General features: G+C 58.7%; 23 protein-coding genes, 2 tRNA genes and 1 pseudogene. 17 read left to right on the top strand and 9 right to left on the bottom strand.

The annotated features are described in order from the left end of the window. The first annotated feature begins 45 nt into the window (after nucleotides 1-45). Genes rloB through pabB form a run of 3 tightly spaced genes read left to right on the top strand, consistent with a single transcriptional unit; the run spans nucleotide 46 to nucleotide 3,954 of the window. On the top strand, nucleotides 46-1,572 hold the full coding sequence (gene rloB, locus V7747_RS03935) for an osmotic stress tolerance membrane protein RloB (RefSeq protein ID WP_335614747.1): 1,527 nt from the start codon (nucleotides 46-48) through the stop codon (nucleotides 1,570-1,572). Between the two features lie 9 nt (nucleotides 1,573-1,581). Further along, complete coding sequence (locus V7747_RS03930) at nucleotides 1,582-2,595, top strand: alpha-L-glutamate ligase-like protein (protein ID WP_335614746.1); 1,014 nt, start codon at nucleotides 1,582-1,584, stop codon at nucleotides 2,593-2,595. An 18-nt stretch (nucleotides 2,596-2,613) separates the two neighbouring features. Further along, nucleotides 2,614-3,954, top strand: a complete 1,341-nt coding sequence (pabB, locus tag V7747_RS03925) for an aminodeoxychorismate synthase component I (RefSeq protein ID WP_335614745.1) — start codon at nucleotides 2,614-2,616, stop codon at nucleotides 3,952-3,954. Between the two features lie 68 nt (nucleotides 3,955-4,022). Here pabB and V7747_RS03920 read toward each other — a convergent pair whose 3' ends face one another. Further along, nucleotides 4,023-5,396 carry a spinster family MFS transporter gene (locus V7747_RS03920; RefSeq protein WP_335614744.1) on the bottom strand — a complete coding sequence of 458 codons (1,374 nt, stop codon included), beginning with the start codon at nucleotides 5,394-5,396 and terminating at the stop codon, nucleotides 4,023-4,025. 428 nt (nucleotides 5,397-5,824) lie between these two features. Here V7747_RS03920 and V7747_RS03915 point away from each other — a divergent pair, with 428 nt between their 5' ends. The 4 genes from V7747_RS03915 (at nucleotide 5,825) to tal (ending at nucleotide 8,757) form a co-directional block, all read left to right on the top strand. Further along, nucleotides 5,825-6,187 carry a hypothetical protein gene (locus V7747_RS03915; RefSeq protein WP_335614743.1) on the top strand — a complete coding sequence of 121 codons (363 nt, stop codon included), beginning with the start codon at nucleotides 5,825-5,827 and terminating at the stop codon, nucleotides 6,185-6,187. Beyond that, nucleotides 6,147-6,572 (top strand): hypothetical protein, encoded by a 426-nt coding sequence (locus V7747_RS03910; protein ID WP_335614742.1) that lies wholly within the window; start codon nucleotides 6,147-6,149, stop codon nucleotides 6,570-6,572. The genes V7747_RS03915 and V7747_RS03910 overlap by 41 nt, the downstream gene beginning before the upstream one ends. A gap of 160 nt (nucleotides 6,573-6,732) precedes the next feature. Then, nucleotides 6,733-7,764: a tRNA dihydrouridine(20/20a) synthase DusA gene (gene dusA / locus V7747_RS03905; protein ID WP_335614741.1), complete on the top strand. Its 1,032-nt coding sequence runs from the start codon at nucleotides 6,733-6,735 to the stop codon at nucleotides 7,762-7,764. A gap of 39 nt (nucleotides 7,765-7,803) precedes the next feature. Beyond that, nucleotides 7,804-8,757, top strand: a complete 954-nt coding sequence (gene tal / locus V7747_RS03900) for a transaldolase (protein ID WP_335614740.1) — start codon at nucleotides 7,804-7,806, stop codon at nucleotides 8,755-8,757. On the opposite strand, the gene rssC is transcribed toward tal, so the two are convergent. Further along, entirely contained in the window at nucleotides 8,746-9,231 is a 486-nt protein-coding gene (gene rssC, locus V7747_RS03895) for an anti-sigma factor antagonist RssC (protein WP_092288360.1), read from the bottom strand. The genes tal and rssC overlap by 12 nt on opposite strands. Beyond that, complete coding sequence (locus V7747_RS03890; RefSeq protein ID WP_335614739.1) at nucleotides 9,231-10,421, bottom strand: SpoIIE family protein phosphatase; 1,191 nt, start codon at nucleotides 10,419-10,421, stop codon at nucleotides 9,231-9,233. The genes rssC and V7747_RS03890 overlap by 1 nt, the downstream gene beginning before the upstream one ends. Nucleotides 10,422-10,648: 227 nt before the next feature. Here V7747_RS03890 and V7747_RS03885 point away from each other — a divergent pair, with 227 nt between their 5' ends. Further along, nucleotides 10,649-10,954, top strand: a complete 306-nt coding sequence (locus tag V7747_RS03885) for a PilZ domain-containing protein (protein WP_335614738.1) — start codon at nucleotides 10,649-10,651, stop codon at nucleotides 10,952-10,954. Nucleotides 10,955-10,998: 44 nt separating this feature from the next. Here the strand turns inward: V7747_RS03885 and V7747_RS03880 are convergent, their stop codons facing one another. Continuing rightward, entirely contained in the window at nucleotides 10,999-11,727 is a 729-nt protein-coding gene (locus V7747_RS03880; RefSeq protein WP_335614737.1) for an MlaA family lipoprotein, read from the bottom strand. 105 nt (nucleotides 11,728-11,832) lie between these two features. On the opposite strand from V7747_RS03880, the gene V7747_RS03875 reads away from it, so the two are divergent. The 3 genes from V7747_RS03875 (at nucleotide 11,833) to V7747_RS03865 (ending at nucleotide 13,281) form a co-directional block, all read left to right on the top strand. Continuing rightward, nucleotides 11,833-12,261, top strand: a complete 429-nt coding sequence (locus V7747_RS03875; protein WP_335614736.1) for an acyl-CoA thioesterase — start codon at nucleotides 11,833-11,835, stop codon at nucleotides 12,259-12,261. A gap of 118 nt (nucleotides 12,262-12,379) precedes the next feature. Then, nucleotides 12,380-12,940, top strand: coding sequence for a hypothetical protein (locus tag V7747_RS03870; protein WP_335614735.1), 561 nt, complete (start codon nucleotides 12,380-12,382; stop codon nucleotides 12,938-12,940). Nucleotides 12,941-13,002: 62 nt separating this feature from the next. After that, entirely contained in the window at nucleotides 13,003-13,281 is a 279-nt protein-coding gene (locus tag V7747_RS03865) for a DUF4404 family protein (RefSeq protein WP_335614734.1), read from the top strand. An 85-nt stretch (nucleotides 13,282-13,366) separates the two neighbouring features. Here V7747_RS03865 and queF read toward each other — a convergent pair whose 3' ends face one another. Genes queF through V7747_RS03850 form a run of 3 tightly spaced genes read right to left on the bottom strand, consistent with a single transcriptional unit; the run spans nucleotide 13,367 to nucleotide 15,968 of the window. Beyond that, nucleotides 13,367-14,200, bottom strand: coding sequence for an NADPH-dependent 7-cyano-7-deazaguanine reductase QueF (gene queF / locus V7747_RS03860; protein WP_335614733.1), 834 nt, complete (start codon nucleotides 14,198-14,200; stop codon nucleotides 13,367-13,369). Nucleotides 14,201-14,254: 54 nt separating this feature from the next. Then, nucleotides 14,255-15,031, bottom strand: a complete 777-nt coding sequence (locus V7747_RS03855) for an ABC transporter permease (RefSeq protein WP_335614732.1) — start codon at nucleotides 15,029-15,031, stop codon at nucleotides 14,255-14,257. Between the two features lies 1 nt (nucleotide 15,032). Then, nucleotides 15,033-15,968 carry an ABC transporter ATP-binding protein gene (locus V7747_RS03850; RefSeq protein ID WP_335614731.1) on the bottom strand — a complete coding sequence of 312 codons (936 nt, stop codon included), beginning with the start codon at nucleotides 15,966-15,968 and terminating at the stop codon, nucleotides 15,033-15,035. A gap of 208 nt (nucleotides 15,969-16,176) precedes the next feature. Here V7747_RS03850 and V7747_RS03845 point away from each other — a divergent pair, with 208 nt between their 5' ends. From V7747_RS03845 to V7747_RS03835, 3 genes and pseudogenes are all read left to right on the top strand, one after another. Further along, nucleotides 16,177-17,487, top strand: coding sequence for a spinster family MFS transporter (locus V7747_RS03845; RefSeq protein ID WP_335614730.1), 1,311 nt, complete (start codon nucleotides 16,177-16,179; stop codon nucleotides 17,485-17,487). 149 nt (nucleotides 17,488-17,636) lie between these two features. Then, nucleotides 17,637-20,141, top strand: a pseudogene (locus V7747_RS03840) (acyl-CoA dehydrogenase); the annotation flags it as partial. A gap of 149 nt (nucleotides 20,142-20,290) precedes the next feature. Beyond that, nucleotides 20,291-20,692, top strand: a complete 402-nt coding sequence (locus V7747_RS03835; RefSeq protein WP_335614729.1) for a PA2817 family protein — start codon at nucleotides 20,291-20,293, stop codon at nucleotides 20,690-20,692. Nucleotides 20,693-21,035: 343 nt separating this feature from the next. On the opposite strand, the gene V7747_RS03830 is transcribed toward V7747_RS03835, so the two are convergent. Both V7747_RS03830 and V7747_RS03825 read right to left on the bottom strand, forming a co-directional pair. Further along, nucleotides 21,036-21,111, bottom strand: a tRNA-Gly gene (locus V7747_RS03830). Nucleotides 21,112-21,127: 16 nt separating this feature from the next. Next, a tRNA-Glu gene (locus V7747_RS03825) sits at nucleotides 21,128-21,203 on the bottom strand. 414 nt (nucleotides 21,204-21,617) lie between these two features. Here V7747_RS03825 and V7747_RS03820 point away from each other — a divergent pair. The 3 genes from V7747_RS03820 (at nucleotide 21,618) to V7747_RS03810 (ending at nucleotide 25,758) form a co-directional block, all read left to right on the top strand. Further along, complete coding sequence (locus V7747_RS03820; protein ID WP_335614728.1) at nucleotides 21,618-22,385, top strand: hypothetical protein; 768 nt, start codon at nucleotides 21,618-21,620, stop codon at nucleotides 22,383-22,385. A gap of 62 nt (nucleotides 22,386-22,447) precedes the next feature. Next, a complete protein-coding gene (locus tag V7747_RS03815; protein WP_335614727.1) occupies nucleotides 22,448-23,107 on the top strand; it encodes a glutathione S-transferase family protein in 660 nt (219 codons plus the stop codon). Nucleotides 23,108-23,409: 302 nt separating this feature from the next. Next, on the top strand, nucleotides 23,410-25,758 hold the full coding sequence (locus V7747_RS03810; RefSeq protein WP_335614726.1) for an ATP-binding protein: 2,349 nt from the start codon (nucleotides 23,410-23,412) through the stop codon (nucleotides 25,756-25,758). Nucleotides 25,759-25,763: the final 5 nt, after the last annotated feature.

Genomic DNA, 25,763 nt, shown 5'->3' with positions numbered 1-25,763 from the left:
AGCGTTTCAGGGCAACGCCGACTTAAAATAGACGTTGAGAAAACTATGCAATCAATAAATCTGCACCTGAAAATCCTGATCGCCGTGCTCGTAAGCCTGGGTGTCCTTATCACTGGATACCAAATCTATTTTCTGGACATTCCGGTTACCGAAGACGAAACCGATGATATCTGGAGCCTGGATGCCAAGGTTGAATTCAGAGCCACCCCAGGCACCCCAATCAAGGCGCAGTTTTATATTCCCCCGTTGAACCAGGACTACGTCAGCCTCAACGAAAGCTTCATCTCCAACAATTATGGCGTCAGCGTCAACAGCCAAAACGGCAACCGCCGCGTTACCTGGTCATCGCGTCGCGCCAGTGGTACCCAGACACTTTACTACCGCCTGGTTCTGACCCAGCGCTACAGCGAAGAACAGCTCGCCGCCGCCCCGCCGCCGCCACGCCAGCCAATCCCGTTGGAAGGCCCCGAGCAGATCGCAGCCGATGCGCTGATCAACCCGATCCGCCAGCATTCGGCCGACATCGAAACCTTCATCAGCGAAACCATTCGCCGCGTCAACGACATCACCGATGACAACGTCAAGCTGCTGCTCAATGGCGGCACTAGCCCGATGGACAAGGCGCGAGTAATTGACTTGCTGCTGTCCAACGCACGTATCCCACTGGAAATGGTTCACACCATTCGCCTGGAAAACACCGAAGCACAAAGTCCGGAACTTTGGCTGCGCAGCTACAACGGCGAGCGCTGGCTGTACTTCCATCCGGAAACCGGGCAACAAGGTATGCCTGACAACCGCTTGGTGTGGTGGACAGGTGCAGAACCGCTGCTGGCCATGGAAGGTGGTCGCCAGAGCAGCGTTTCACTGACCGTTACCAACAGCGAAATGAACGCCCTGCGCTTGGCCAAGCTGACCACCGAGAACCGCGCCTCCGCGCTGCTCGACTATTCGCTGTATGGCCTGCCATTGCAGGCACAGCGGGTTTATCAGGTGATGATCATGATCCCGATCGGCGTATTGGTGATCCTGATTCTGCGTAACCTGATCGGCATGCAGACCCTGGGGACGTTTACCCCGGTGCTGATTGCCCTGGCGTTCCGTGAAACCGAGGTTGGTTGGGGTATCGCACTCTTTACCCTGATTACCGCCTTGGGTTTATCCCTGCGTTCTTATCTTGAGCACCTCAAGTTACAGATGCTGCCTCGCCTGTCAGTGGTGCTGACCTTCGTAGTGCTGGTCATCGCTGCCATCAGCCTGTTCAGTCACAAACTCGGCATGGAGAAGGCCCTGGCCGTCTCGCTGTTCCCGATGGTGATTCTGACCATGACCATTGAACGCCTGTCGATCACCTGGGAAGAGCGCGGCGGTATTCAGTCGCTGAAAACCGCCCTGGGCACACTGATCGCCGCGACGTTGGCGCACCTGCTGATGACGATTCCGGAGCTGACTTACTTCGTCTTCACCTTCCCCGCCGTGCTGCTGATTCTGGTTGGCTTCATGCTCGCCATGGGCCGCTACCGTGGCTACCGTCTGACCGAACTGGTGCGCTTCAAGGCGCTCACCAAAGGCTGAGGAGTCGACATGTTTCTGTGGAAAACCTGGAAGGCACTGGCAGCCAATGGTGTCATGGGCATCAACCGCCGCAACGCGGACTATGTGCTCAAGTACAACAAGCGCCATTTGTACCCGGTAGTGGATGACAAGATCCTGACCAAGGAACGCGCCATGGCCGCCGGCATTCACGTGCCGGAAATGTATGGCGTGATTGAAACCGAAAAAGACTTCGATACCTTTGACGGCATCGTCGCCAATTACCGTGACTTCGTCATCAAGCCGGCGCAGGGTGCCGGCGGTGACGGCATCATCGTGATTGCCGACCGCTTTGAGGGCATGTTCAAGACCGTGTCCGGCAAGATCATCAGCCGCGACGAGATTGGCCACCACATCTCCAGCATTCTTTCCGGTCTGTATTCGCTGGGTGGTCACCGGGACCGTGTCCTGATCGAATACCGGGTAACCCCCGATCAGATCTTCAAAAGCATCAGTTACGAAGGTGTGCCGGACATTCGCATCATTTGCCTAATGGGCTATCCGGTGATGGCCATGCTGCGCCTGCCCACCCGGCAGTCTGGCGGCAAGGCGAACCTGCATCAGGGTGCGATTGGGGTTGGCGTCGATTTGGCCTCCGGCGTGACGCTCAAGGGCACCTGGCTGAACAAGATCATCAGCAAGCACCCGGATACCACCAACCCGGTAGACGGCGTGCAACTGCCTGACTGGAACGGCTTCATGAACCTGGCTGCTTCGTGCTACGAGCTGTCCGGGCTGGGTTATATCGGCGTGGACCTGGTGCTTGATCAGGATCAGGGCCCGCTGATTCTCGAGCTCAATGCACGCCCCGGCCTGAACATCCAGATCGCCAACGATGCAGGACTGACCGCCCGTTGCCATAAGGTCGAGCATCATCTGGCCGCCTTGAAGAAGGCCGGCAAAACCGAAACCGCAGAAGAGCGCGTGGCCTTTTCGCAGCTGCATTTCGGTATGCCCGCCAGCGCCGAACCCTCCGAGCCACAGCCCGACCCTGCCACCGCGTGAGGTCAGGCTCGTCCGGCCATGCCTGAATACCAGTTAACCGAAGTAAGCTACCAGGCTGATCCGCTACCGCGGCTGACCAGCCTGCGCGGGCTTGGCCAGCCGGTACTGCTCGACTCGGCAGACAACCGCTCGCACCTGGGCCGTTACAGCGTGCTCGCTGCGGCGCCATCAGCGGTGATTTCCAGCAACACCACACCCGACGCACTCAGCGAAGTTCGCTCTCGACTGCAGGCCCTGGGCCCAGCTCAGTGGCCAGCAGGCCAGGCCTTGCCCTTTGGCTCCGGCGCACTGGGTTACCTCAGTTATGATCTGGCGCGCGAACTGGAAGCACTACCCAGTCTCGCGGCCGACGACATCGCCCTGCCCAGTATTCAGCTGGGTATCTACCTATGGAGCCTGGTGAGCGATCACCTGCAGCAACGCTGCTGGCTGGTGTGCCACCCAAGCCTGCCTGACGCCGAGCGCGTCAGCGTGCTCCTTGCGCTGCAGCAGGCGCATTCGACCACCGCAGAATTTACGCTCAAAGCGCCCTTTCGTGCCGAGCAAAGCAAAGCACAGTACGCGCAGGCCTTTGCGCAAATCCAGCAGTACATTCAAGCCGGCGACTGTTACCAGATAAACCTGGCTCAGCGTTTCTCCAGCGGCTACACGGGTGACCCGCTTGAGGCCTACCGGTTACTGCGCAGCGCGAGCCCAACCCCCTTCTCCGCCTACATGGAAACGCCCGACGCCAGCCTGCTCAGTCTCTCGCCGGAGCGCTTTCTGCAGGTCCATGGCGGGCAGGTAGAAGCCCGGCCGATCAAGGGCACCCGTGCTCGGGGCAAGACGCTGGGAGAAGATCAGGCATTGGCCAGCGAGCTGCAGCACTGTCTGAAGGATCGAGCGGAGAATTTGATGATCGTCGATCTGCTACGCAACGACCTTGGCCGCAGCTGTGTGCCGGGCAGTATTCGGGTGCCGGAGCTGTTCAGCCTGGAGAGTTATCCCAACGTACATCACCTGGTCAGCAGCGTGACCGGCACGCTGCGAGCGGACTGCGATGCGATCGAATTGCTGCGCACCGCATTTCCTGGCGGCTCCATTACCGGGGCGCCCAAGATCCGTGCGATGCAGATCATCGAAGAGCTCGAACCGGTGCGCCGCAGCCTGTATTGCGGCGGCGTCGGCTATATCGGCTGCGAAGGGCAAATGGATTTCAACATCGCCATTCGCAGCCTGGTCTGCACCAACCGGCAAGTCTATTGCTGGGGCGGCGGCGGCATAGTGGCGGACTCAGACGTCGATGCCGAATACCAGGAAACCCTGACCAAAATCGACAACCTGTTACGCGCGCTGCCGGTTAAGCCGCAGATCACCTAGAGCGCCACACGCACCCTCGCACATAGCACAATCACCGGGCAACCTGCTGCGTCGCCCGGCTCGTGCCTTCAGGCAGATGCGGCTGCGCCAAGCGCGGCGGCATCATCGTCATCCAGCTGTTGTGCATCGCTGGCCATGGTGGCTTCCATCTTCTGCCGATCAGCAACAAAGCTGCGTGACGCGACAATCAGCGCCGCCATCGCCAGCAGCAGGGCTACCGGGATCAGCAACATGGCGTCGTGCAGCCCTTGCGCCTTGAACGCTTCGTTCATCTCGGCGGCACCCGCAGCAACCCGTGCTGCCTCGGCGAAGTGATCGGACAGCAAGCCCACCACCAGCGGTCCCATGCCGCCGCCGAACAGATACAGACCCGCGAAGAACAGCGCTACCGCCGTCGCCCGCAGGCGCGGTTCGATTACATCCTGGATAGCGGTATACACGCTGGTGAAGTAGTTGTATGAAAACAGCCAGCCGAAGGCAAAAACCCCAACGAACACGCCGATCGCAATCTCACCGGCCATTAACGCGTATCCCGTTGCCAAGGCAGAAATCAGCATGCTGATCGCGCCAAACCAGAGACGGCCAGTTGCCCAGCGCTGATGCACCTTGTCGGCCACCCAGCCGCCCAAGGTCAGACCAAACAGCCCTGTCACGCCAACGATCACACCGGTGGCTACCGCCGCTTGCTGTAGCGGCATATCGAAGTAGCGCTGCAGCATGGGCACCATGAAGGTGTTACAAGCGTAGGAGGCAAAGTTGTAGGCCAGACCTGCCATGGTCAGCCACCAGAAGGTGCGCACGGCAAAAATCTTGCGGATCGGATTGGCTACCGGAGCGCTGCTGGTACGGACGGTTTCCGCAGCGCCCCGTGCCGGCTCCCGGATGAAAAAGATAAATACCGCAAGCACCAGGCCCGGCAATGCGGCGATATAAAAAGGTGCGCGCCAGCTGTCGAACGCCTCGACCATGGCCCCCACGGTAAAGAATGCCAGCAGCAGGCCCAGCGGCAAGCCAAGCATGAAAATACCCATCGCCCGGGCACGCTTGTGCGCCGGAAACAGGTCACCAAGTAGCGAGTTGGCGGCGGGAGCGTAACTGGCCTCACCAATACCCACGCCCATGCGAATCAGCAGGAAGCTCCAGAAATTCCAGGCTGCGCCGGTCATCGCCGTGAAACCACTCCAGGCAACCAGACCCCAGCCCATGATCTTGCGCCGCGAGCCTATATCCGCCATGCGCCCCAGCTGGATGCCCGCCAACGCGTACACCACGGTGAACACGGTGCCACCGAGACCCAGCTGAAAGTCGCTGAGATCCCACTCCAGACGCAAGGGTTCGATGATGATCGCCGGAATGGTGCGATCAAAGAAGTTGAACATATTGGCGAGGAAGAGCAGGAAGAGAACCCGCCACGCGTTCTTGGCTTGCTGGGACTGCTGCATGAAAGCTACCTTTTATTTTTGGTCTGAAACGCGTTACCCAAGACCTGGGTGCCGACGCGGCACGGGGCTAACAGGCAACATCCGTCGATCATCAATAGCATTGAGAAGCAGTCTGAACTAACACCTCTGCCCTCGGAAGCAATCCGCAGCGGCATGATACACAGCCCATCAACCGGGTGAATAACAGCTGGGCGTTCACGCCCGATCCGATACCCTCCCCACTCGATGGGTTCTGATCTGCGGTACAGAGCCGTTCGGCTTGTCTACGCCCAAGGCTGGACTAAACTCTGAAAGCGCACGGAAAAACTGGATTTCACCGCCGGCTGCTTTCACGTTTACAGGACAATAGCCCCATGACTCGCCTCCACCACGCCAGGACCTGCACCGCCATCGCGCTTGCCTTACCCGCTTTAAGCACGAGTTATGCTGTGCTGGCAGATCAAAGCAGCGCCGATCTCGCAAAATCACTGTCCAACCCTGTTGCAGCTCTCATCAGCGTGCCGTTTCAGTACAACTACGATCAGAATATCGGTCCGGACGACGACGGCCATCGCTCTACACTGAATATTCAACCCGTCGTGCCCATCTCGATCAGCGAAGACTGGAACCTGGTGTCGCGCACCATTGTGCCCATCATCAGCCAAAGCGACGTGGCTCCCGGCGCAGGTAGCCAGAGCGGCACCGGGGATGTCGTGCAGAGTCTGTTCTTTTCGCCCAAAGAACCCACAGCCAGCGGCTGGATCTGGGGGGGTGGGGCCGGCCTTTCTGCTGCCTACCGGCTCCGAAGATGAACTCACAGCGGACAAATGGGGTGTCGGCCCGACCGGTGTGGTCTTGCGCCAGCAGGGACCCTGGACATACGGCGGCCTGTTCAACCACCTCGTAGACTTCGCTGGTGACGATGATCGTAGCGACATCAGTACTACCTTTCTGCAACCCTTCATGAGCTACACAACGCCAAACGCCGTGAGCTACACATTGAACTCGGAAAGCAGCATCGATTGGGAAAATCACGACAGCTCAGTACCGATCAACGCCATCATCAGCAAGGTTCTCCCCATCGGCGGTCACCCTTTCAGCTTCGGCGGCGGCCTGCGCTACTGGGTAAAAAGCGCCGATAACGGTCCCGAGGGCTTGGGTCTCCGCTTCCAGGTAGTGGCCCTGTTTCCCAAATAAACCTGCCGCGCCGAGGCGCGGCCACTGTTTTCTGAGCGCGCAGCACCCTGGCGCTGCGCGGCACCCCGCATGCGCTGGATAAGCAAGAAACAGGCGGAGCGACATCAATTACTGATAAACTCCCCCACCCAGTACAACGTTTACGCCTCCACCAAACGCCATGTCGCATGCTTCCTTGAACAACTCATCCGCCCTATCACGCCGCTTCTCCGTCGCGCCGATGATGGATTGGACGGATCGTCACTACCGCTACTTTGCGCGCCTGATTACCCGCCGAGCGGTGCTATACACCGAAATGGTCACCACCGGCGCAGTGTTGCATGGTGATCGCCAGCGTTTCTTGGGCTACAACGCCCAAGAACAACCACTGGCCCTGCAACTGGGCGGCAGCAACGCGAGCGAGCTGGCGCAATGTGCAGCGCTTGCCGAAGCGGCCGGTTTCGCCGAGGTGAACCTGAATGTGGGTTGCCCAAGCGACCGCGTACAGAACAACCTGATCGGCGCCTGTCTGATGGCCCACCCCGAGCTGGTTGCCGAGGGCGTGAAGGCGATGCGCGACGCTTGCACCATACCGGTTACGGTCAAACACCGTATCGGCATCAACGGGCGAGACAGCTATGCCCAGCTTTGCGACTTCGTCGGTCAGGTGCACGAGGCTGGCTGCACCACCTTTGCCGTGCACGCGCGCATCGCGATTCTTGAGGGCCTCTCACCCAAGGAAAACCGCGATATTCCGCCGCTGAAGTACGAGGTAGTGCACCAGCTCAAGCGCGACTTTCCCCAGCTGGAAATCCTGCTCAACGGCGGGCTTACCGACCTGGACGTTATGCAACAGCACTTGCAGGCCCTCGATGGCGTCATGGTCGGCCGCGAGGCCTACCACAACCCCTACATGATGGCCGAGGTCGACCAGCGTTTTTACCACGACACCACCCCGCCCCTGTCGAGACTGGATGTGATGGCGCAGATGCGTCCTTACATCGCCCGCCACATTGAACAAGGTGGCGTCATGCATCACGTCACCCGGCACATGCTGGGATTGTTCCAGGGCTTGCCGGGGGCTCGCCACTTCCGCCGCCAGCTGAGCACTGCGATCCACAAGACGGATCGACCACTGGCGCTGTACGACCAGTTGATGAGTGAGATGGAGCTGCGCCTGCAGCCACGCGATTGCGGGCCTGAACCCGCATGAGGTAAGGTCAGGGCATACCCTTTACGCCGATGGGATGCCATGAGTTCAAAACTGCAAAGCCTCAAGCAACACACACTGATCGTCGCCGACACTGGCGACATAGACGCCATTCGCAACCTGCAACCAGTAGACGCCACCACCAACCCTTCGTTGCTGCTCAAAGCCGCTGAGCAAGACAGCTACAGCCCCCTGCTGGATCGGGTTATTGCTGAGTCAGCCACCAGCGTCGACCCGATCACCGAAGCTTGCGACCGCTTTGCGGTCGCAGTAGGCAACGAGATCATCAAGTTGATTCCTGGCCGCATTTCCACCGAAGTGGATGCACGCCTGTCGTTTGATCGCCCTGCCACGCTGAAAAAGGCCGTTGAGCTGATTGAGCGCTATGAGCGCGCCGGCGTGACTCGCGATCGCGTGCTGATCAAAATCGCCTCAACCTGGGAAGGCATTCAGGCGGCAGCTGAGCTGGAGCGCGAAGGTATCCAGTGTAATCTCACGCTGCTGTTTTCCTTCGCCCAGGCCAAGGCCTGTGCTGATGCCGGTGTGTTCCTGATTTCGCCCTTCGTTGGGCGCATTTACGACTGGTATAAAAAGCAGGAAGGGCGTGATTACAGTGGGGAGGATGATCCGGGCGTTCAGTCGGTTGCGCGCATCTATCGTTATTACAAACAGCACCTGTATAACACAGTGGTAATGGGCGCGAGCTTCCGCAACCTCGGCCAGATCGAAGCATTGACCGGTTGCGACCGCCTGACCATCAGCCCTGCGCTGCTGCAAAGCCTGAAGGACGAGCAAGGCGCACTGAGCGTCTCGCCGCTGCTGAGCAGCGGCTCCAGCGATGAACGCGAGGTGCTTAACGAAGAGCGTTTCCGCTGGCAGCACAACGAGGACGCGATGGCCACAGAGAAGCTCGCCGAGGGCATACGCGCCTTTGCGGCAGATCAACTGAAACTGGAGAAACTGATTAAGGCGCGGGCTGCACGGTCAGGCGTCTGACTCCAGGGCGCTGACGAGGTCACGGAAGGCCTCGCGGTTGCTGTCATTCAACTGCATCAGAATATGATGCGCTTCCAGCACCTTTTTCTTCACCTTGTCTTCGGACAGCATCTGCCCCGGCAAATCCTGCAATTCAGCGCAGGTCGGGGTGGTTTCCGGCACGATATTGAACACCTGATCAAAACCCATGCTCTGCAACAGGCGATTCATATCGTCGTGATTGGAGACCAGCGTAGGTAAAAAACCCACCTTCTGCTTGGACAAGATCGATAGCTTCGCCAGCAAGCCCAGAGAAGTACTGTCTATGCCTTCTGTTTCAGTCAGATCAATGACGATCGACTCAAAACTCAGCACACTGAAGATTTTTTCGATATAGGCGTCCAGTGCCGCACACAACGTCAGCCTGACGTCACCGATGAACTTGAGTACAAAGGTGCCCTGCGATTCCGCAAACTGGATCTTGCCAGTAGTCATCATTCTGCGTTCCTGCCTAACACCAAAACGGAAATGTCATCCGGCATGGTCTTGTTGGGATCGAGCCCCAGACCAGCCAACAGGCCGCGCAATTCACCATTGGATTCAGCAAATAGCTGCGGCAAACGCGCTTCCTTCTCTTTCAGGGTAGTCCCTGACAGGCAATCCAACACGCCATCCGAGCATAAAGCCAGACTGAATTGCTCCGGCAACTCGATTACCTCGTTGTGATACTCAGCATCTTCGAACAGCCCGACCGGCCGTCCCTTGCCCTGCAGGTAATGCGCTTCACCGCCGGTAAACATGATCGGCAGCGGCAGGTGCCCGCCAATACTGTAGGTCAGCGTCTGTTTCTGCTCATCAATCACCCCGCCCAGCATGGTCACGTGCTTGCCGAGCTTGCAACTGATCAGACTGCGGTTGATGTGGCCTAACACATCCGACGGCTTGAACTCGATGCGCGCGACATTATCGGCCTTGCGCTGCTCATACATCAACCGGGTGGTCATGAACTTGAGTAGCACCGTAACGAACGCCGAGGACGAGCCGTGGCCCGACACATCAGCCAGATAGAACGCCAACTGGCTATCAGAAACACGGAAGTAATCGACGAAATCGCCGGAGAGGTACAGCGACGGAATCAACCGGTGCTCAAAACGGTACTCGCCGCTGCTCCAGGGCGTAGCGGGGAGCATGTTGAGCTGCACCTGATGACCGGCCGCCTGGTCATCACGCAGTTCCTTGAGGTGGTTCTCCAGTTCGCGGTTGGCGCGCTCGAGGCGCTCGCGAATACGCTGGTTCTCAATGCGCAGCCGAGAACGATCCAGCGAACGGCGCACCGCGTGCTCCAGCACCATCAGATCTTCGAGAGGCTTGATCAGATAATCGCTGGCGCCCAGACGCAAGGCCTCAACCACATCGGCCATCACGCCGTCTGCGGAGACGACTATCACCGAGGTGTCCGGATCGCTTTCAGTAATCTGACGAACTACCTCAAACCCGCGGCTGTTGCCCAGATGCAGATCACAGAGCACCAGCGCCGGACGCTGGGCCGTAAACATGGCGAGCCCATCGCTGGCATCGCTGGCCTGCAGGACATCGTAACCACCACGTTCCAAATGCGCTGAGATGCTCTGCCGAACGTGATCATCGTCGTCAATCACCAGCAGTGTCGTGCCTGGAAGCTGCATAGAGTCCCTACGTCAATGTCATGGAACGCGGCTGGAGCCATGACCACAGGGTGGAGTACCAGATCAGGAGAAACCTGATGTTTTCAAGGGGCAAACAGTACTCCCATCCGATGCCGCAAGCAACCGTTAGGCATGGCGCCCGGAATGCTTGTCTCCGGGCGCACTCGGCACTAGGATGTTGCAAAAAGAACAATCGGGATTCTGTTTCGCCCAAGCCGGAGTAGACCATGTCATTTCACGACCAGCAGTACAGCGAAAAGCGTGACTTCATGCGAATGAAGATGGAAACCACAGCGACGCTGACGGTCATCGCCGACAACGTGACCCATTCTGTTCAGTGCCAGGATCTATCCAATCAGGGTGCTCAAGTGTTATGCCCAGCGGCCTTGGTTGAAGATGGGGCTGTAGAACTGAACATCCCCTCCCCGACACCCGGCATGCAAGGGCTGCAAGCCAGAGGAGTGGTCGTTCGCTGCCAGACGGAAGAGGCTGGCGGCTACGTGATTGGGGTTAAATTCGACAGCCTCGCCTGATACCGGCAAGGCAGAATCAGGCCGCCAGGCGGCGGCCCGGAAGATCAGAACTCATCCGGCACATTGCCGTCTTTCACCTTGTACTCGCGATTCTGCAGAAAAGCGTTGCGCACAAAGGTATAGCGGTCACCCCGAATCAGGCGTTCGCGCTCGAGCAGGCCGGCGCGGGTATTGACCAGTTCCAGCGCAAACCAGGAATTACGCACCCGGATATCATTGATACGCCCGGTATAGGTGTAATTCAAAAAGTTTTCCGGAAATTTAGAAGCAAAATCCCGGGCGGTGCTAGGGCCAAAAAACGGCATCACAAAATAAGGGCCGCTTTCTACCCCCCAAGCCCCGAATGTCTGCCCAAGATCCTCGTCGTTGCGCTGCAGACCCATCCGCGTTGCCACGTCCACAGTCCCAAACCCGCCAAGAATGCTGTTAAACATAAAGCGCGAGACATCCACCCCGGCATCTCGAAACTTGCCCTGCAGGGTGTTGTTGACGAAGTTCATCGGTTCGCCAAGATTATCGAAGAAGTTGCTAACGCCATCGTTAACAAACTCCGGCGTGGCCCAGTTGTAGGCCTTGGCGATGGGCTTGAGCGTATAGCGATCAAGGGTATCGTTGAAGCTGAAGGTGAAGCGATTGAACTTCTCCCAAGGATCCGGGTTGACGTACTCACCGTCATAATCGTCGTATGAATCGTCGGCAAAAACAGGTGTAATACCGCTCAGCGTCAGTATCGACAGCAATACCGCACTGGCACCTGTACTGGAAAATCTCATCAGCACGTCTCCGTTTTCAACTCTGAACAACCGGCAGCGTCCTGATGCCGCCAGCCGGGCGTGCCAGTGTAATGCAAAATAACCGTACAAATCAGCGATTTTACTATGACCGAAGACAACAAGCCTGTGCTCTACCGCTGTGAACTGCCCGTACGCTACGGCGACATGGACAGCAACCAGCACGTCAATAACACCCGTTACTACCAGTATCTGGAAGAAGCTCGGATTCTATGGCTCGACGGGCTCGGTGCCCAGCGACGCGAAATTGGCCAAGGTCTGGTGCTGCTGAGCTGTACGCACTATTTCCTGCGTCCGGTAGTGCACCCCTCTACCGTGGTGGTCGAGCTGATCGCGGGCGATGTAGGTCGCACCAGTCTCACACTGGAGCACCGCCTGTACGTGAAAGGACAGCCCGAGCTGGTCGGCTATGGCGACGTTAAAATGGTCTGGATTGATGTGGCCACCCAGCGGCCCATTCCCGTCCCTGACAGCGTTCGTGTGTCCATGGGCAAGGAGCCCCTGGCGGCCAGCTGAAACATTTTGTCATCAAGACGCAACAAAACTGTCAGATCATAACGGGTCACTTTGCAGCGCTGCGGGCATACCCGCAACCGCTGCAACATCAAGGCGTTGCCAGACAAGGACATGGCCCATGCCCCACCCTCAGATCGAGGCAGTTATCTTCGATGTCGCCGGCACCCTGCTGCCGTGCGATGCCCACAGCGCAGCTGATAGCAGCCTATTGCCGGAAGCATCGCCACTGTTGACCCACCTCAGCAGCGAGCACCAGCGCATAGGTCTGCTAACACAGCAGTCCATGCGACTGCCCGTTGCGCTCGCGCCCTACCCTTGTATCACCGCGGATAATACCCGCCGCGGTGCGCCCGCGCCGGACCTGCCGGTGCTCACGGCAATGCGCTTGGAAAGCCAGACCTTGCGCCAGTGCGTGCTCGTCAGCGGCTCCGCCGCAGGGGTGACCGCCGGATTAAACGCCGGTATGTGGACCGTCGGCACTGCGCTCAGCGGCAGCCTTGCGCAGGGCGCGCTGTGCGATTGGGCAGAGCTGCCTGCCGCCGAACGTGATCAGTTACGCATGCAGGCCACCATGACGCTACTCAACGCTGGCGCGCACTATGTAATCGATGCCGTGGACGAACTGGCGCATTGCCTGAGGGACATTACTCAGCGCCTGCACAAGGGCGAACGCGCATAAAACCGGCGGACGCCAGCTAGCCTCACGGGTTATAGTGTGAAAAACCGCAACAGGAGTAAGCCATGCCCACACAGCGTCTGAAAGCCCAACTGGAATCGCTGCAGGATACGCTCAACGACCCGAACGCCGAGCTGACCGCCGAAGAACGCGAAGCCCTGCAGAATATGGCGAATAACATCTACGCCCGCCTGCTGACCAAAGAGAGCGACGATCAGGCTGAGGAAGATCCGACATTGGTCGACGGGGTAAACCTGATGGCCGAGCAGTTTGCCGTGCGCCATCCCACCCTCGCAGGCACGCTGCGCAGTGTGATGCAAACGCTGTCTGATATGGGCATCTGAATTCCGCGCCTTGGCGCCACACACAACAACGCCGGCCATCAGGCCGGCGTTGTTGTTCAAGCAGGGCCAGAGCTGCGTTGGGAGCCTACTGCCGCGCCAACCGCAGGTTTTCCGGCACGCCCGCCCGGGAGGAACGATAGGGATTGATATCCAGCCCGCCACGGCGCACGTAACGCGCGTATACCGTCAATTCACCCTCGCCCAGCACCTTGCGCAGGTCCATGAAAATGCGCTCAACGCATTGCTCGTGAAAGTCCGCATGCTGGCGGAAAGAAATCAGATAGCGCAGCAGCGCCGCACGGTTTAACTGTGGCCCACGATAACTTATCTGCAGGCTGCCCCAGTCGGGCTGTCCGGTAACAGGACAGTTGGATTTCAGCAAATGGCTGTGCAACTGTTCAGTGACTTCAACCTGAGGCATATTCAGCGCCAACAGCGAAGGGTCGTACTGGTAGCAGTCCACGGCAACATCAAGATCGTCAATGCAGTCGCCGGCCATCGGCAACATGCCGCCCTTGTGCAACTGCTGCATACTGAGCAGACGCACCATCACCGGCCCCTGGGCCGCGACTGACAGGTCGGTTTCCAGCGTCTGCTGCACTTCCTGCCGATCACGGAACACAGTCTGGTTGAACGAGTTCAAGTACAGCTTGAACGACTTCGACTCAACAATCCGCGCGGCCTTGATCGGGAACACAAACTCCGCTGCTGCCACCTCCGGTTTGCCGGAGGGCGTCAACCATGACAACTCGTAGCAATTCCAGATATCCACGCCGTGAAACGGCAAATTGTCCGCATCGACACCCAGCTCGCGCCACTTGGGCTGGCGCGCAATCGGGAACAGCAAGGAAGGCGTGTACACGCTGACATAAGCGCTGGACTTGCCAAGCGGAGACAGCTCCGCCGGGTGTTCTGACATGCTCAGGTTCTCCAGAATATTAACCCGCGGCCAAGGCACTGACGGGCAGACTGTTCATTGCCGCATGCCGGTACCGCGCACCAGCAACCAGTAGCTCAGACTGTACAGCGCCACAGTAAACACCGCCATGATGATCAGCGCCGTGGCGATAGGAATATCCGAAACGCCCAGAATGCCGTAACGGAACGCGTTGACCATATGCAGGATCGGGTTGGCCATCGACAGCGCCTGCCAGAACGGCGACAACAGATGAATCGAGTAGAACACCCCGCCCAGATAAGTCAGCGGTGTCAGCACGAAGGTCGGCACAATGGAGATGTCATCAAAGGTACGCGCGAATACCGAGTTGATGAAACCACCAAGGGAAAACACCAGCGAGGTGAAGAATACAACGCAAATGGTCAGCCCGATGTGGTGTATCTGCAGACGGGTGAAGAACATCGACATCAGCGTAACAATCAGCCCCACCGCCAGCCCGCGCGCCACACCGCCAAAGGTGTACCCCAGCAGAATCACGTGCGGTGAAACCGGCGCTACCATCAGCTCCTCAATCGAGCGCTGGAACTTGGTGCTGAAGAAGCTGGAGGCGACGTTGGAATAACTGTTGGTAATCACCGACATCATGATCAGACCGGGCACGATGTAATCGATGTAGGCAAAACCGTCCATCTCGCCAATGCGCGAGCCTATCATCTTGCCGAAAATCACAAAATACAGTGCCATGACAATACCCGGCGGCAACAGCGTCTGCGGCCAGATACGGGTAAAGCGTTTGATTTCCTTGAACAGAATGGTGGTGAAAGCCACCCAACTACTGCGCCAATGCGTCATCTCAAGCAGCCCCTTTCTTATCGGCGTTTTCATCTACCAGCATCAGGAACAGCTCTTCCAGGCGGTTACTCTTGTTGCGCATGCTCAGCACTTTCACATCCTGACGGCTGAGCTCGGCGAATAACGCGTTCATGCCCTGTTCCTTGTCAACCTGCACCGCAAGGGTGTGCTCATCGACCAACTGGCACGGGTAACCGGCGATCTCCGGCGCCTGCTCAAAGCCGTTGCTGCAATCAAGCAGAAAGGTTTCTACGTGCAGTTCGGTCAGCAGCTTGCGCATGCTGGTGTTGTGGATGATCTGGCCCTGGTCGATGATCGCAATGTGCTTGCACAGCTGCTCGGCTTCTTCCAGGTAATGCGTGGTCAGAACGATGGTGATGCCCTGGGCATTGATCTCCTGAAGGAACTGCCACATCGAGCGACGAATCTCGATGTCCACGCCCGCGGTTGGCTCATCCAGAATCAGCAATTTGGGCTCGTGAATCAGCGCACGGGCGATCATCAAACGCCGCTTCATCCCCCCCGAAAGCATGCGAGAAGGCACATCACGCTTGTCCCAGAGTCCAAGGCGCTTGAGGTACTGCTCGGCGCGCTGAGTCGCCTCGCGATGGGGAATCCCGTAGTAACCCGCCTGATTGACCAGAATGTCGATGGTCTTCTCGAACTGGCTGAAATTGAACTCTTGCGGCACTACACCAATACAGCGTTTGGCCGCCAGCAGATCGGTATCAATGTTATGACCAAAAATGCTGACCTCACCGGCAGACTTGTTCACCAGTGAAGAGAGAATACCGATAGTTGTGGACTTGCCCGCCCCGTTTGGTCCCAACAGCGCAAAGAAGTCACCTTCGCGCACTTCCAGGTCGATGCCCTTGAGCGCACGCATACCGTTGGAATAGGTCTTTTCCAGCCCGCTGATACGAATAGCTGCCGTCATGCCAATGCCTTAAGCCAATTGAAGTAGTGACCTGACTATGGGGGCAAATCGCGGAGAATCAACCCCAAATCCGGGCCACGGTCAGGATTTTTGCAACACTCAGAAACACTTACAAATTTGCTACAAATGTGACCGAGCGGTCGATTGTGGCTCATAGGGAGACATCGTATCCTCGGCGGCACAAAAACAAGCAGCCCCGGAGACCCCCATGGCCACCACGCCGGAAACCCCGGTTGACGCGACCGATCTGTCTAGTCGTATCACCCCCGCCTATCGCCGTTACGCATTGATCCTGCTGGTGCTGGCGTACACCTCCAGCCACATCGACCGTAATATCGTCGGCATTCTGATCGAGCCGATCAAAGCTGACCTGATGCTGTCCGACACCCAGATGGGCTTTTTGTCCGGCATTGCCTTCGCTCTTTTTTACGCCACCCTGGGCATTCCGATTGCCGTCTTTGCCGACCGCTCCAATCGCCGCAATATCATTGCCTGGTCGATCGCCATCTGGAGTGCAATGACTGCTGTCTGCGGTACTGCGCAAAGCTTCTGGCAACTGGCGATTGCCAGGGTTGGCGTTGGTATTGGTGAAGCCGGTTCCGGCCCCTCATCCCACTCGATGATCGCGGACCTCTACCCCAAGGAAAAGCGCTCCAGCGCCATGTCGATCTATGCCTTGGGCGTGTATTTCGGGATTATGCTGGGCTTTTTGATCGGCGGATTCGTGGCCGAGTGGTGGGGCTGGCGTGCTGCGTTTTTCATTGTCGGAGCACCCGGACTGCTGATCGCCCTGCTGGTGCGCTACACCATGATCGAGCCGCCACGCGGCTTTGCCGATGGCGTCAAGCCGCCACCGCTGGGCAAGGTAAACGTCCGCGCCGGTTTCGCCTCCCTGTGGAAGGTGCGCACCACCCGCCACGTGGTCTGCGGCGTAACCCTTACCGCTCTGGTAGGTTACGGCACCATCGTCTGGGCACCGGCCTTCCTGATTCGTAGCCACGGCATGACGCCTAGCGAAGTAGGCATGTTTCTCGGTCCGGTGATGGGCATTGTCGGCGGCTTGGGTGCTTACATCGGCGGCATGCTGGCGGACCACCTTGCCGCCAAGGATGCGCGCTGGAATGCCTGGATTGTAGGTATTGCCAAAATGCTGTCGATTCCCTTCATTTGCGCCTTCTACCTGGTGGACAGCACCTACCTCGCACTGGCCTTCTATATGCCGGCAGCCTTCCTCGGCGCTTTCTATCTGGGGCCCAGCTTCGGCATGATCCAGAGCCTCACGCCGCTGCGCAGTCGTGCACTGGCCTCGGCGATCATGCTGTTCATCCTCAACCTGTTCGGTCTGGGTTTCGGCCCACAGCTGATCGGCATCGCCAGTGACCTGATGCGCGTATGGTTCGAGAGCGAGAGCCTGCGCTACGCCCTGTTGGCCGCTACCTTTGTTAACGTCTGGGCCTCGGCACATTACTACCTCGCCGGCAAAACCCTGAAGCAGGACACAGACAACCTGGTCGGCTGAACCTAAGGCGCATTCCTGCGGTTGCGAACTGCAATCGGAACCGCAGGCCCTCTTCCCTGTCCATTTGTATAACGTCTGCCAGCAACGGCGCCTGCGTTTCAAAGCGTCTATGCTGACAGCTGGACCTCCGGAAGAAGGAAAACTTCATGCTGACTCTGCTTTGGCTGCTCGGCCTAGTGCTGTGCATCGCCGCCCTCGCCTACGTCCGAACCTCGCTATTGAACGCCTGTCTGGGCGTGGGCGCCTACCTACTTGCCATGACCCTGCTGGGTCCGGTCCACTGGGTGATTGACTTGGCCCTCTGGGCCGTATTCCTGTGCATTGCGATCCCGCTGAACATTCCAGACGTGCGCCGCAATCAGATATCCGCCCCGCTGTTCAGTTGGTTCAAGAAGGTGTTGCCCCCCCTGTCTGACACCGAACAGGAAGCTCTGGATGCGGGCACCGTGTGGTGGGATGGCGAGCTGTTCAGTGGCCGCCCGGATTGGGGCAAGTTGCACAGTTTTCCGATCCCGCGTCTGACCCCCGAAGAGCAGGCCTTTCTCGACGGTCCGGTGGAGGAACTCTGCCGCATGACAAACGAGTGGGAGGTCACCACCACCCGTCAGGATCTGTCACCCGAAACCTGGGCCTACATCAAGGACAACGGCTTCTTCGGCCTGATCATTCCCAAGGAGTACAACGGCAAGGGCTTTTCTGCCTACGCCCATTCGCAGATCGCCATGAAGCTGGCCAGCCGCAGCGGCGACCTCGGCTCCACCGTGATGGTGCCCAACTCGCTTGGCCCGGCCGAGCTGCTGATGCATTACGGCACCGAGGAGCAAAAGCAGCACTACCTGCCGCGTCTGGCTGCCGGCCAGGAAATCCCCTGCTTTGCCCTCACCGCGCCAGAAGCCGGCTCTGATGCCGGCTCAATGACCGACAAGGGCATCGTCTGCAAGGGCCAGTGGGAAGGCGAGGAAGTGATCGGCCTGCGGGTCACTTGGGAGAAGCGCTACATCACCCTTGGCCCCGTCGCTACCGTGCTGGGCCTGGCCTTCAAGGCCTATGACCCTGACCACCTGCTGGGCGATGAGGAATCGTTGGGGATTACCCTCGCGCTGATCCCTACCGATACCGAAGGCGTTGAAATTGGCCGCCGCCACTTTCCGTTGAACGCCGCCTTCATGAACGGCCCCAATTCCGGTAAGGATGTGTTCATCCCCATGAGCTATCTGATCGGTGGCCAAGAGCGGATCGGCCAAGGCTGGATGATGCTGATGAACTGCCTCTCCGTCGGCCGCTCCATTTCGCTGCCTGCCGGCGGTACGGGCGCAGCGAAAATGGCGAGCATGACCACGGGCGCCTACGCCAGCATTCGCCGCCAGTTCAACCTGCCGATTGGTGAATTCGAAGGTATCCAAGAGGCACTCGCCCGTATCGGCGGCAACACCTACGTGATGAACGCCACTCGCACCATGACTGCGGGTGCCGTTGATCTCGGCGAAAAGCCCTCGGTACTTTCGGCCGTGGTCAAGTACCACGTGACCGAACGCATGCGCCAGACCATCAGCGACGCCATGGACGTGCACGGCGGCAAGGGTATCTGTATGGGGCCAAGCAACTATCTTGGCCGCGCCTATCAATCGGTACCCATCTCGATCACCGTCGAGGGCGCCAACATTCTCACCCGCAGCATGATGATCTTTGGCCAGGGCGCCATCCGCTGCCATCCGTTCGTACTGAAGGAAATGCAGGCCACGCAGAACGAGGATCAAGAAGCAGCACTGACAGAGTTCGACGATCTGTTGTTCCGTCATATCGGCTTCTCTCTCAGTAACGCTTCGGCCAGCCTGCTACTCGGCTTGACCGGTGGCCGCTTGGCCGACACGCCGGACTACCCAGCTACGCGGCCTTACTATCGTCAGCTATCACGCCTGGCTGCTGCGTTTGCAACCGTCACCGACTGCACCATGCTGATGCTCGGCGGCGAGCTGAAACGCCGCGAACGTATTTCTGCGCGGCTCGGTGATGTGCTCAGCTATCTGTATCTGGCCAGCGCCACGCTCAAGCACTTTGACGACCAGGGTCGCCACGAGGAAGATCTGCCCTTTGTCCAATGGGGCGTGGAAGACCTGCTGTTCAAGATCGAGCAAAGCTTGCACGAGGTACTGCTGAACTTCCCTGACCCACGCGTGGGCTGTCTGCTGCGCGTTTTGGTGTTCCCGCTGGGCCGTCGCCTGACGCCACCGTCAGATGCCGTAGGTGCGGAAATTGCCAGCCGCCTGATGAAGCCAGGCGCAGCCCGTGACCGCCTGCTGGACGGGTGCTATCAAAGTAGCGATCCCGAAGACGTTACCGGCCTGGTCAATACCACACTGGAGAAGGTACTGCTTGCTGACCCGATTGAAGCACGCCTGGCCAAAGCTATTCACAAAGGCGAGCTCGAGCACGACAGCGATGCCGATATGCTCAACGTCGCTGCCGAATCCGGCGTGATCAGTCCTGACGAAGCCGAGTTGGTGCGCGAGGCGCGTATTGCGCGGCGTGCGGTGATCGATGTGGATGACTTTTCCAAGGAAGAGATGGACCCCACGGCCGATAGCTCAGCGAAGAGCACTGCAGCCAAGTCGCGCAAATCCACTCGCAAAGCGACCGGCAACAAGACCAAAGCAGACGACCTGAAACAGGATGGCGTCCTGGAAAACCAACCCTTCCCGCCACCGGAAGATAAAGCCTGAGGTAACTGTCTGGCGCGTCTGCTCGACGCGCCAGACAGTGCTTTCTGTTAGACTCCCGCGCCAGAGTAATCAGGAGTCCCGCCATGACCACCCCGCTTAGCTACCACGCCTACCATCTCGCCCTGCTGCAGAGCCTCTACGACACGTTACGCGCGCAATCTGCCCTGCTGGAGCAGGTGCCGGAAGAAAGCAACGAACTGTTTATGGAGCGCTTCAATGAGCTGGTGGCGCAACTGGAGCAAGGCGATCACGACAGCCTGTATCTGGGTCAGGATATCCTCTGCCAGATCATCAGCCGTTACCCGCAAATAGCCCACCTGATCCCCCGTGATCTGCTCTGGTACTTTGGCGGTGACTGTCTGCACTTCATGCCCGATGAAGAGATCGCTCAGTATCAGCTGCTTGACGAGCATCGCGCTGAAGCAGAGGCTCGCGGAGAAGCTTTCGACTGGCAGCAAGCCCGGCAGTTGATTCAAAGTAATTGATACCCGTGCCGACGGTGAACTAGCGTTCCCGCTATCGGCAAGGTCCCGCCCCCTCTCGACCAGCAATCTGCGCCGCGTCGCGGGCCGCTAGAGCCCGCCGCCGCCAAAGAACAGCACATCGCAGCAGAACGCCGCCCAGGCCCGCCAGGCGCCCTCTAGCAGAACAGAACCGCCACAAGAACATGGGCTTTTTTTACTCCTGGAGCAGGGAATAAGACTCGAAGACGCGAGGCTACGCGCCTCGCCCTCGGCAAGGCAGCGCCCTGCCCACTGAATCAATGCTATACACCGGTAAATTACAGGCACAAAAAAACCGTCACATGGACGGTTTTCTTGTTACTTCTGGAGCGGGAAACGAGACTCGAACTCGCGACCCCGACCTTGGCAAGGTCGTGCTCTACCAACTGAGCTATTCCCGCAAAACTGACGCCGTAATGGCGTCCCCTAGGGGACTCGAACCCCTGTTACCGCCGTGAAAGGGCGGTGTCCTAGGCCACTAGACGAAGGGGACGTATCCGGACTTCTCTGTGCCAAGGTGTTAACCCTGGCTACCTGCTGCGTGTTGTTCGCTGCAAGTGGCGCGCATTTTATGCATGGTCTGAAATATCGTCAACCCCTCAACTCAATCTTTTTTCAGGTTTTTTTCATCCTCGCCGGCAACAGGTCAACCCTCCTCTCCTCAAGCGCTTGTATACCGAGGGTTAACCGCTGAAACCGGACTTGATCCAAGGTACCAACCTGGGGCGGAAAAAAGCTTGTCGCCTCTGGCTGTCTCAGCCATGATGCTAAAGTGATAGTTCACTGGCCGCGTGACTCTTGTTCCAATCAGATCACTCGCCCGGTTAAGAGAGCAATGCCAGTCAATGCCTGATGCAAGCCTGGCTCAGCTCAGGACGTTCAGACACACAAAAAGAGAGATAACCACGTGTCCCCACTCCTTATTGGCGGTTTATTGGCTGCCGGACTTCTGGTTCTGGTCAGCATTGGGTTCATCAGCCACGGGCTTGAGCGCGCTCGCCTGGAGCGTGCCAGACAGTCTGCCGAGGTGTCCGCGCGCATCAAGATCGGCAACAACGTGATGGCTTCGCTGCCCGGCCAGTTTCTGCCGGCCGAGCTAGGCACCCTGCTGCTGCAGATAGAAGTGCAACTGCTGGAAAAGCTGGCGCGCATCAACAAGAACAGCGGCGATGTCACCCAGCGTCTGGCCGCCTCCCGTGCACAGCTGGAACAAAACCAAGTGCCCAGCAACCCGCCTGTTACCCTGGATACCGAAGTAAAGGGCAAGGAAGCGCGCATCCAGCTTGAGAATCTCTACAAGCAGTTGCAGCAGGCGCAAGCCGATGGCCTGATCGACAAGGCCACCTTGAAGCACTGGGCCGCTATAATCCGTCAGTATCTGGTCGCCGCCAGTCTGGATACGTTCAATGCCACCGCCAAGCAAGGCATGCAACAGGGCAAGCCCAGGGTCGCCAAACTGCAGTACGAGCGCGCCATCGCCTACCTGACCAAATTGAATAATCCGGCTTTCAGCGAGCACCTGAAACAGTACAAGGCACTGCTGCAACGCGCAGAGACGGCCGTCGCAGCGCAGAATCAGTCAGCCAACGCCCAGCCCAGTGAACTGGATGCTGGCCTGGAGCAGTTGGAAAGCGCCGACGATCAGTGGAAGAAGAAAGCCGTCTACGACGACTGATATAATCCGCGGCCAGCTGCCGCTGGCCCGACTCCCCAATAACTGCCTCCTATGGAATTCCGATGGCACTGACCCTCTACGGCGCCATACTGTCGCCTTATGTACGCAAGATCCGCATTCAGCTGGCAGAACAGCAGATCGATTATCAGCACAAGCACATCCCGCCGCGCGATAAACCGGAGTGGTACACCGATATCAGCCCGCTTGGCCGTATTCCTGCTATACAGGATGGCGATTTCAAGCTGGCCGACTCCGCAGTGATCGCGCAGTACCTGCAGGAGAGCCGCGGCGGGCAGCCGCTGTACGGCAACACCCCCGAGCAGGCCGCGCGGGTACGCTGGCTGGAGAAATACGCTGACTACGAGCTGGCGCCGCACAGTACCTTTGCCCTGTTCTTTCAGCGTGTCGTAGCACCCAACTACGGTGAAAAGCCTAATCAAGCCATGATTCAAGCGGCCCTCGAGCACCACTTGCCGCCACTGCTAAATTACCTGGAAGCCGAACTGGGCAATGCACCGTACTTTCTGGGCGAACAGTTCAGCATCGCCGATATCGCTGTGTGCAGCCAACTGATCAACATGGCTCACGCAGGCGAGTTGATCGACGAGTATCGCTGGCCTGGCCTATCGTCACTGCTCAGCCGTGTCAGCTCCCGAAGCAGCGTCTCGGCCATACTGCCCACCGAGCACCAGCAGGTGGCCAAACTGACCGGCCGTCTCTGAGGCCACCCCCTGCCGGGCAGCGCGATGGGTCGCCAGCTTCGCCCGGCAACTCATCCGCGCGCGCTGCTTGCTTTACCCCCTGTTGAGACTACGACCGCACCCAGAGCCGTTGTATCAGGCCAAAGACCTTGCTCGCACGGCGGCGCAGTCACGGACAAGTGACGCTGGCGCGGCGCTGAACCATGCAAGAATGCACGGTCGCAACTGACCCTGCGCCCAGGCATGGCATGCTGTCACGCTGATGGCGATAGTGCGCTAAGCTTTCGCCAAGAGATTGCCTATTAAGGATCGCAGTAGCCAATATGGATATCCGCCTCACCAACCGACTGTCGTTCAAGCAAACCCGCATGGGCGTGCTGGGCGCCTTCATTCTCGGTACCCTGTTGGGCTTGATTCAGGTGACGGTTGATTATCACTCCGAAGACGCTGCCATCGACGAGGCCGTTCAGGCCCAGATCAACGTCAGCCTGGGGCCTGCCTCGCGCATTGCTTACAACATCGACGCTGAACTCGCCCTGGAACTGGTCAACGGCCTACTTCAGGCACCGCCGGTTATCCGCGCAGAAATCATCGACAACAACGGCATCGCCCTGGCCAGCGTCAGCCGCCCCATGGCTACCAGCCGCTACCGTGTGGTCAGCGATGCGCTGTTCAAACGTCGTCGCGACTACTCGCACCCGCTGTATGTAGAACATGCACCCAATGAGCTGCTGGGCCACCTGGTAATCGAAGTAGACACCTTCCACCAGGGTGCGAGCTTTCTGCGCCGCGCGGGACTGACCATGCTCTCGGGCTTTATTCTCAGCCTGGTACTGTCATTGATCCTGATGGTGCTGTTCTACGGCATGCTGACCAAGCCGCTGGTGCGCCTGATCAACGATCTGCTGAACATGAAGACCGAGGGCGAGCGCAGCCGCCTGCCCTGCCCTGATGGACATGAGCGCGATGAAATTGGCGCACTGGTGGAGGTAATCAACCGACAGCTGCAAAGCATTGATGTCAACATGCGCCAGAAGCTGCGCGCCGAGGACCGCCTGCGCAAATACTTGGAAGAACTCGAAAGCATCGTCGAGTCGCGCACCAACGAACTACAGGAAACCAACGCCCAGCTGCGCCGCTCAAATCAGGATCTGGAGTACTCGCGCGAAGAGGCACTCGACATGGCCCGCGCACGTTCCGCCTTTCTCGCCAATATGAGTCACGAGATTCGCACGCCCATCAATGGTCTCCTGGGCATGATCGGCCTGACGCTGGATAGCCCGCTGAATAACGAACAGAAGCAGCAGCTGTCGATCGCCTACGACTCCGGCAAAGTGCTGGTCGCCCTGCTGAATGACATTCTCGACCTCTCCAAATTTGAAGCCGGCAAGCTTCAGCTTGAACGTATCCCCTTCGACTTGGGCGCCCTGCTCGAAGAAACCGCCAGCCTGCTGTCGCAGAATGCCGGCAAGCAGGACATCGAACTGACTTGCCGCATCGACCCGAGGTTGCCGGGCATGGTGCTCGGCGACCCGACACGTATTCGCCAGATCGTCAGCAACCTGTTGTCCAACGCTCTGAAATTCACCGAGCAAGGCCATGTTGCGCTGACCCTCAGTCTGGAGCGCGGCGGCAGCGTCGATCAGCAGGTGCGTATCACGGTCTCGGATAGCGGTATCGGCATTGCAGAAGACGCCCTGGAAAGCATTTTTTCGCCCTTTACCCAAGCCGATGCGCACATTTCTCGCCGCTTCGGCGGCACCGGACTGGGCCTGGCGCTGTGCAAGAGCCTGACCGACGCCATGGGCGGCACGCTTACCGTCACTTCAACCCTTGGCCAGGGCAGCAGCTTCAGCGTACTGATTCCGCTGGCGAACCACGACCAGCAACCCGCGTTCCCTACGCCAACACCTCGCTCGGTACTGATCTGGAACCAAAGTGGTCACCTGCAGGGCCAGGTGCTCAATGAGTTGCTTCGCAGTTGGGGCATGGAGTGTCAGTTGCTGGACTACCAACTGGTCAGTCCCTTGCCCCTGATACCGGACAGCAAAGACTTCTGGTTACTCGACAGCCCGGTTTTGGCACAACGGCTGCAAGCTTTGGAGCCCGAGATTCCGCGCCTGCTGGTCTGCGGCTATAGCCGCCTGCTGCCGGCGGACAAGGCGCGCAAGCTAGGGATATTGCAACAGGTCGCGGCGCCACCGGCCCGGCGCGGGCTTGCGCAGGCTATAGACGAACTCTTCGGCATCATCCGAGAAAGCCAGCCAGCCAACGACAATATCGCGCTGCCGGCCGGCCAACGTCTGCTGCTGGTGGAGGACAACGCGGTGAACCAGATGGTCGCCAAGGGCATGCTAAGCCGCCTAGGCTATGAGGTAGACCTCGCGGAACATGGCGAGATCGCGCTGAATCTGCTGGAAGAAAATAACTACGCGCTGGTGTTGATGGACTGCAATATGCCGGTGCTCGACGGCTACGAGACCAGCCGCCGCATGCGCGCCGACCCGCGCTGGCAGCACCTGCCAATCATCGCACTGACTGCCAACGCGCTGCATGAAGACCGTCAGCGCTGCCAGGATGCCGGTATGAGCGACTACCTGGCCAAACCTTTCAAGCGCGAAGATCTACAGGCCATGCTGCAGCGTTGGCTCAGCAACCCCTTAGCCGACTGAACAGC

The organism is Halopseudomonas sp. (assembly GCF_036960865.1).
GTDB lineage: Bacteria > Pseudomonadota > Gammaproteobacteria > Pseudomonadales > Pseudomonadaceae > Halopseudomonas.
Note: the sequence above shows the minus strand (reverse complement) of the source record. Positions and strands in the feature narration are given on the sequence as shown.

Excerpts from the sequence above, each read along its gene's own strand:
- rloB (WP_335614747.1), top strand. The coding sequence starts at position 46 with ATGCAATCAATAAATCTGCACCTGAAAATCCTGATCGCCGTGCTCGTA.
- V7747_RS03930 (WP_335614746.1), top strand. The coding sequence starts at position 1,582 with ATGTTTCTGTGGAAAACCTGGAAGGCACTGGCAGCCAATGGTGTCATG.
- pabB (WP_335614745.1), top strand. The coding sequence starts at position 2,614 with ATGCCTGAATACCAGTTAACCGAAGTAAGCTACCAGGCTGATCCGCTA.
- V7747_RS03920 (WP_335614744.1), bottom strand. The coding sequence starts at position 5,396 with ATGCAGCAGTCCCAGCAAGCCAAGAACGCGTGGCGGGTTCTCTTCCTG.
- dusA (WP_335614741.1), top strand. The coding sequence starts at position 6,733 with ATGTCGCATGCTTCCTTGAACAACTCATCCGCCCTATCACGCCGCTTC.
- tal (WP_335614740.1), top strand. The coding sequence starts at position 7,804 with ATGAGTTCAAAACTGCAAAGCCTCAAGCAACACACACTGATCGTCGCC.
- rssC (WP_092288360.1), bottom strand. The coding sequence starts at position 9,231 with ATGACTACTGGCAAGATCCAGTTTGCGGAATCGCAGGGCACCTTTGTA.
- V7747_RS03890 (WP_335614739.1), bottom strand. The coding sequence starts at position 10,421 with ATGCAGCTTCCAGGCACGACACTGCTGGTGATTGACGACGATGATCAC.
- V7747_RS03885 (WP_335614738.1), top strand. The coding sequence starts at position 10,649 with ATGTCATTTCACGACCAGCAGTACAGCGAAAAGCGTGACTTCATGCGA.
- V7747_RS03880 (WP_335614737.1), bottom strand. The coding sequence starts at position 11,727 with ATGAGATTTTCCAGTACAGGTGCCAGTGCGGTATTGCTGTCGATACTG.
- V7747_RS03875 (WP_335614736.1), top strand. The coding sequence starts at position 11,833 with ATGACCGAAGACAACAAGCCTGTGCTCTACCGCTGTGAACTGCCCGTA.
- V7747_RS03870 (WP_335614735.1), top strand. The coding sequence starts at position 12,380 with ATGCCCCACCCTCAGATCGAGGCAGTTATCTTCGATGTCGCCGGCACC.
- V7747_RS03865 (WP_335614734.1), top strand. The coding sequence starts at position 13,003 with ATGCCCACACAGCGTCTGAAAGCCCAACTGGAATCGCTGCAGGATACG.
- queF (WP_335614733.1), bottom strand. The coding sequence starts at position 14,200 with ATGTCAGAACACCCGGCGGAGCTGTCTCCGCTTGGCAAGTCCAGCGCT.
- V7747_RS03855 (WP_335614732.1), bottom strand. The coding sequence starts at position 15,031 with ATGACGCATTGGCGCAGTAGTTGGGTGGCTTTCACCACCATTCTGTTC.
- V7747_RS03850 (WP_335614731.1), bottom strand. The coding sequence starts at position 15,968 with ATGACGGCAGCTATTCGTATCAGCGGGCTGGAAAAGACCTATTCCAAC.
- V7747_RS03845 (WP_335614730.1), top strand. The coding sequence starts at position 16,177 with ATGGCCACCACGCCGGAAACCCCGGTTGACGCGACCGATCTGTCTAGT.
- V7747_RS03835 (WP_335614729.1), top strand. The coding sequence starts at position 20,291 with ATGACCACCCCGCTTAGCTACCACGCCTACCATCTCGCCCTGCTGCAG.
- V7747_RS03815 (WP_335614727.1), top strand. The coding sequence starts at position 22,448 with ATGGCACTGACCCTCTACGGCGCCATACTGTCGCCTTATGTACGCAAG.
- V7747_RS03810 (WP_335614726.1), top strand. The coding sequence starts at position 23,410 with ATGGATATCCGCCTCACCAACCGACTGTCGTTCAAGCAAACCCGCATG.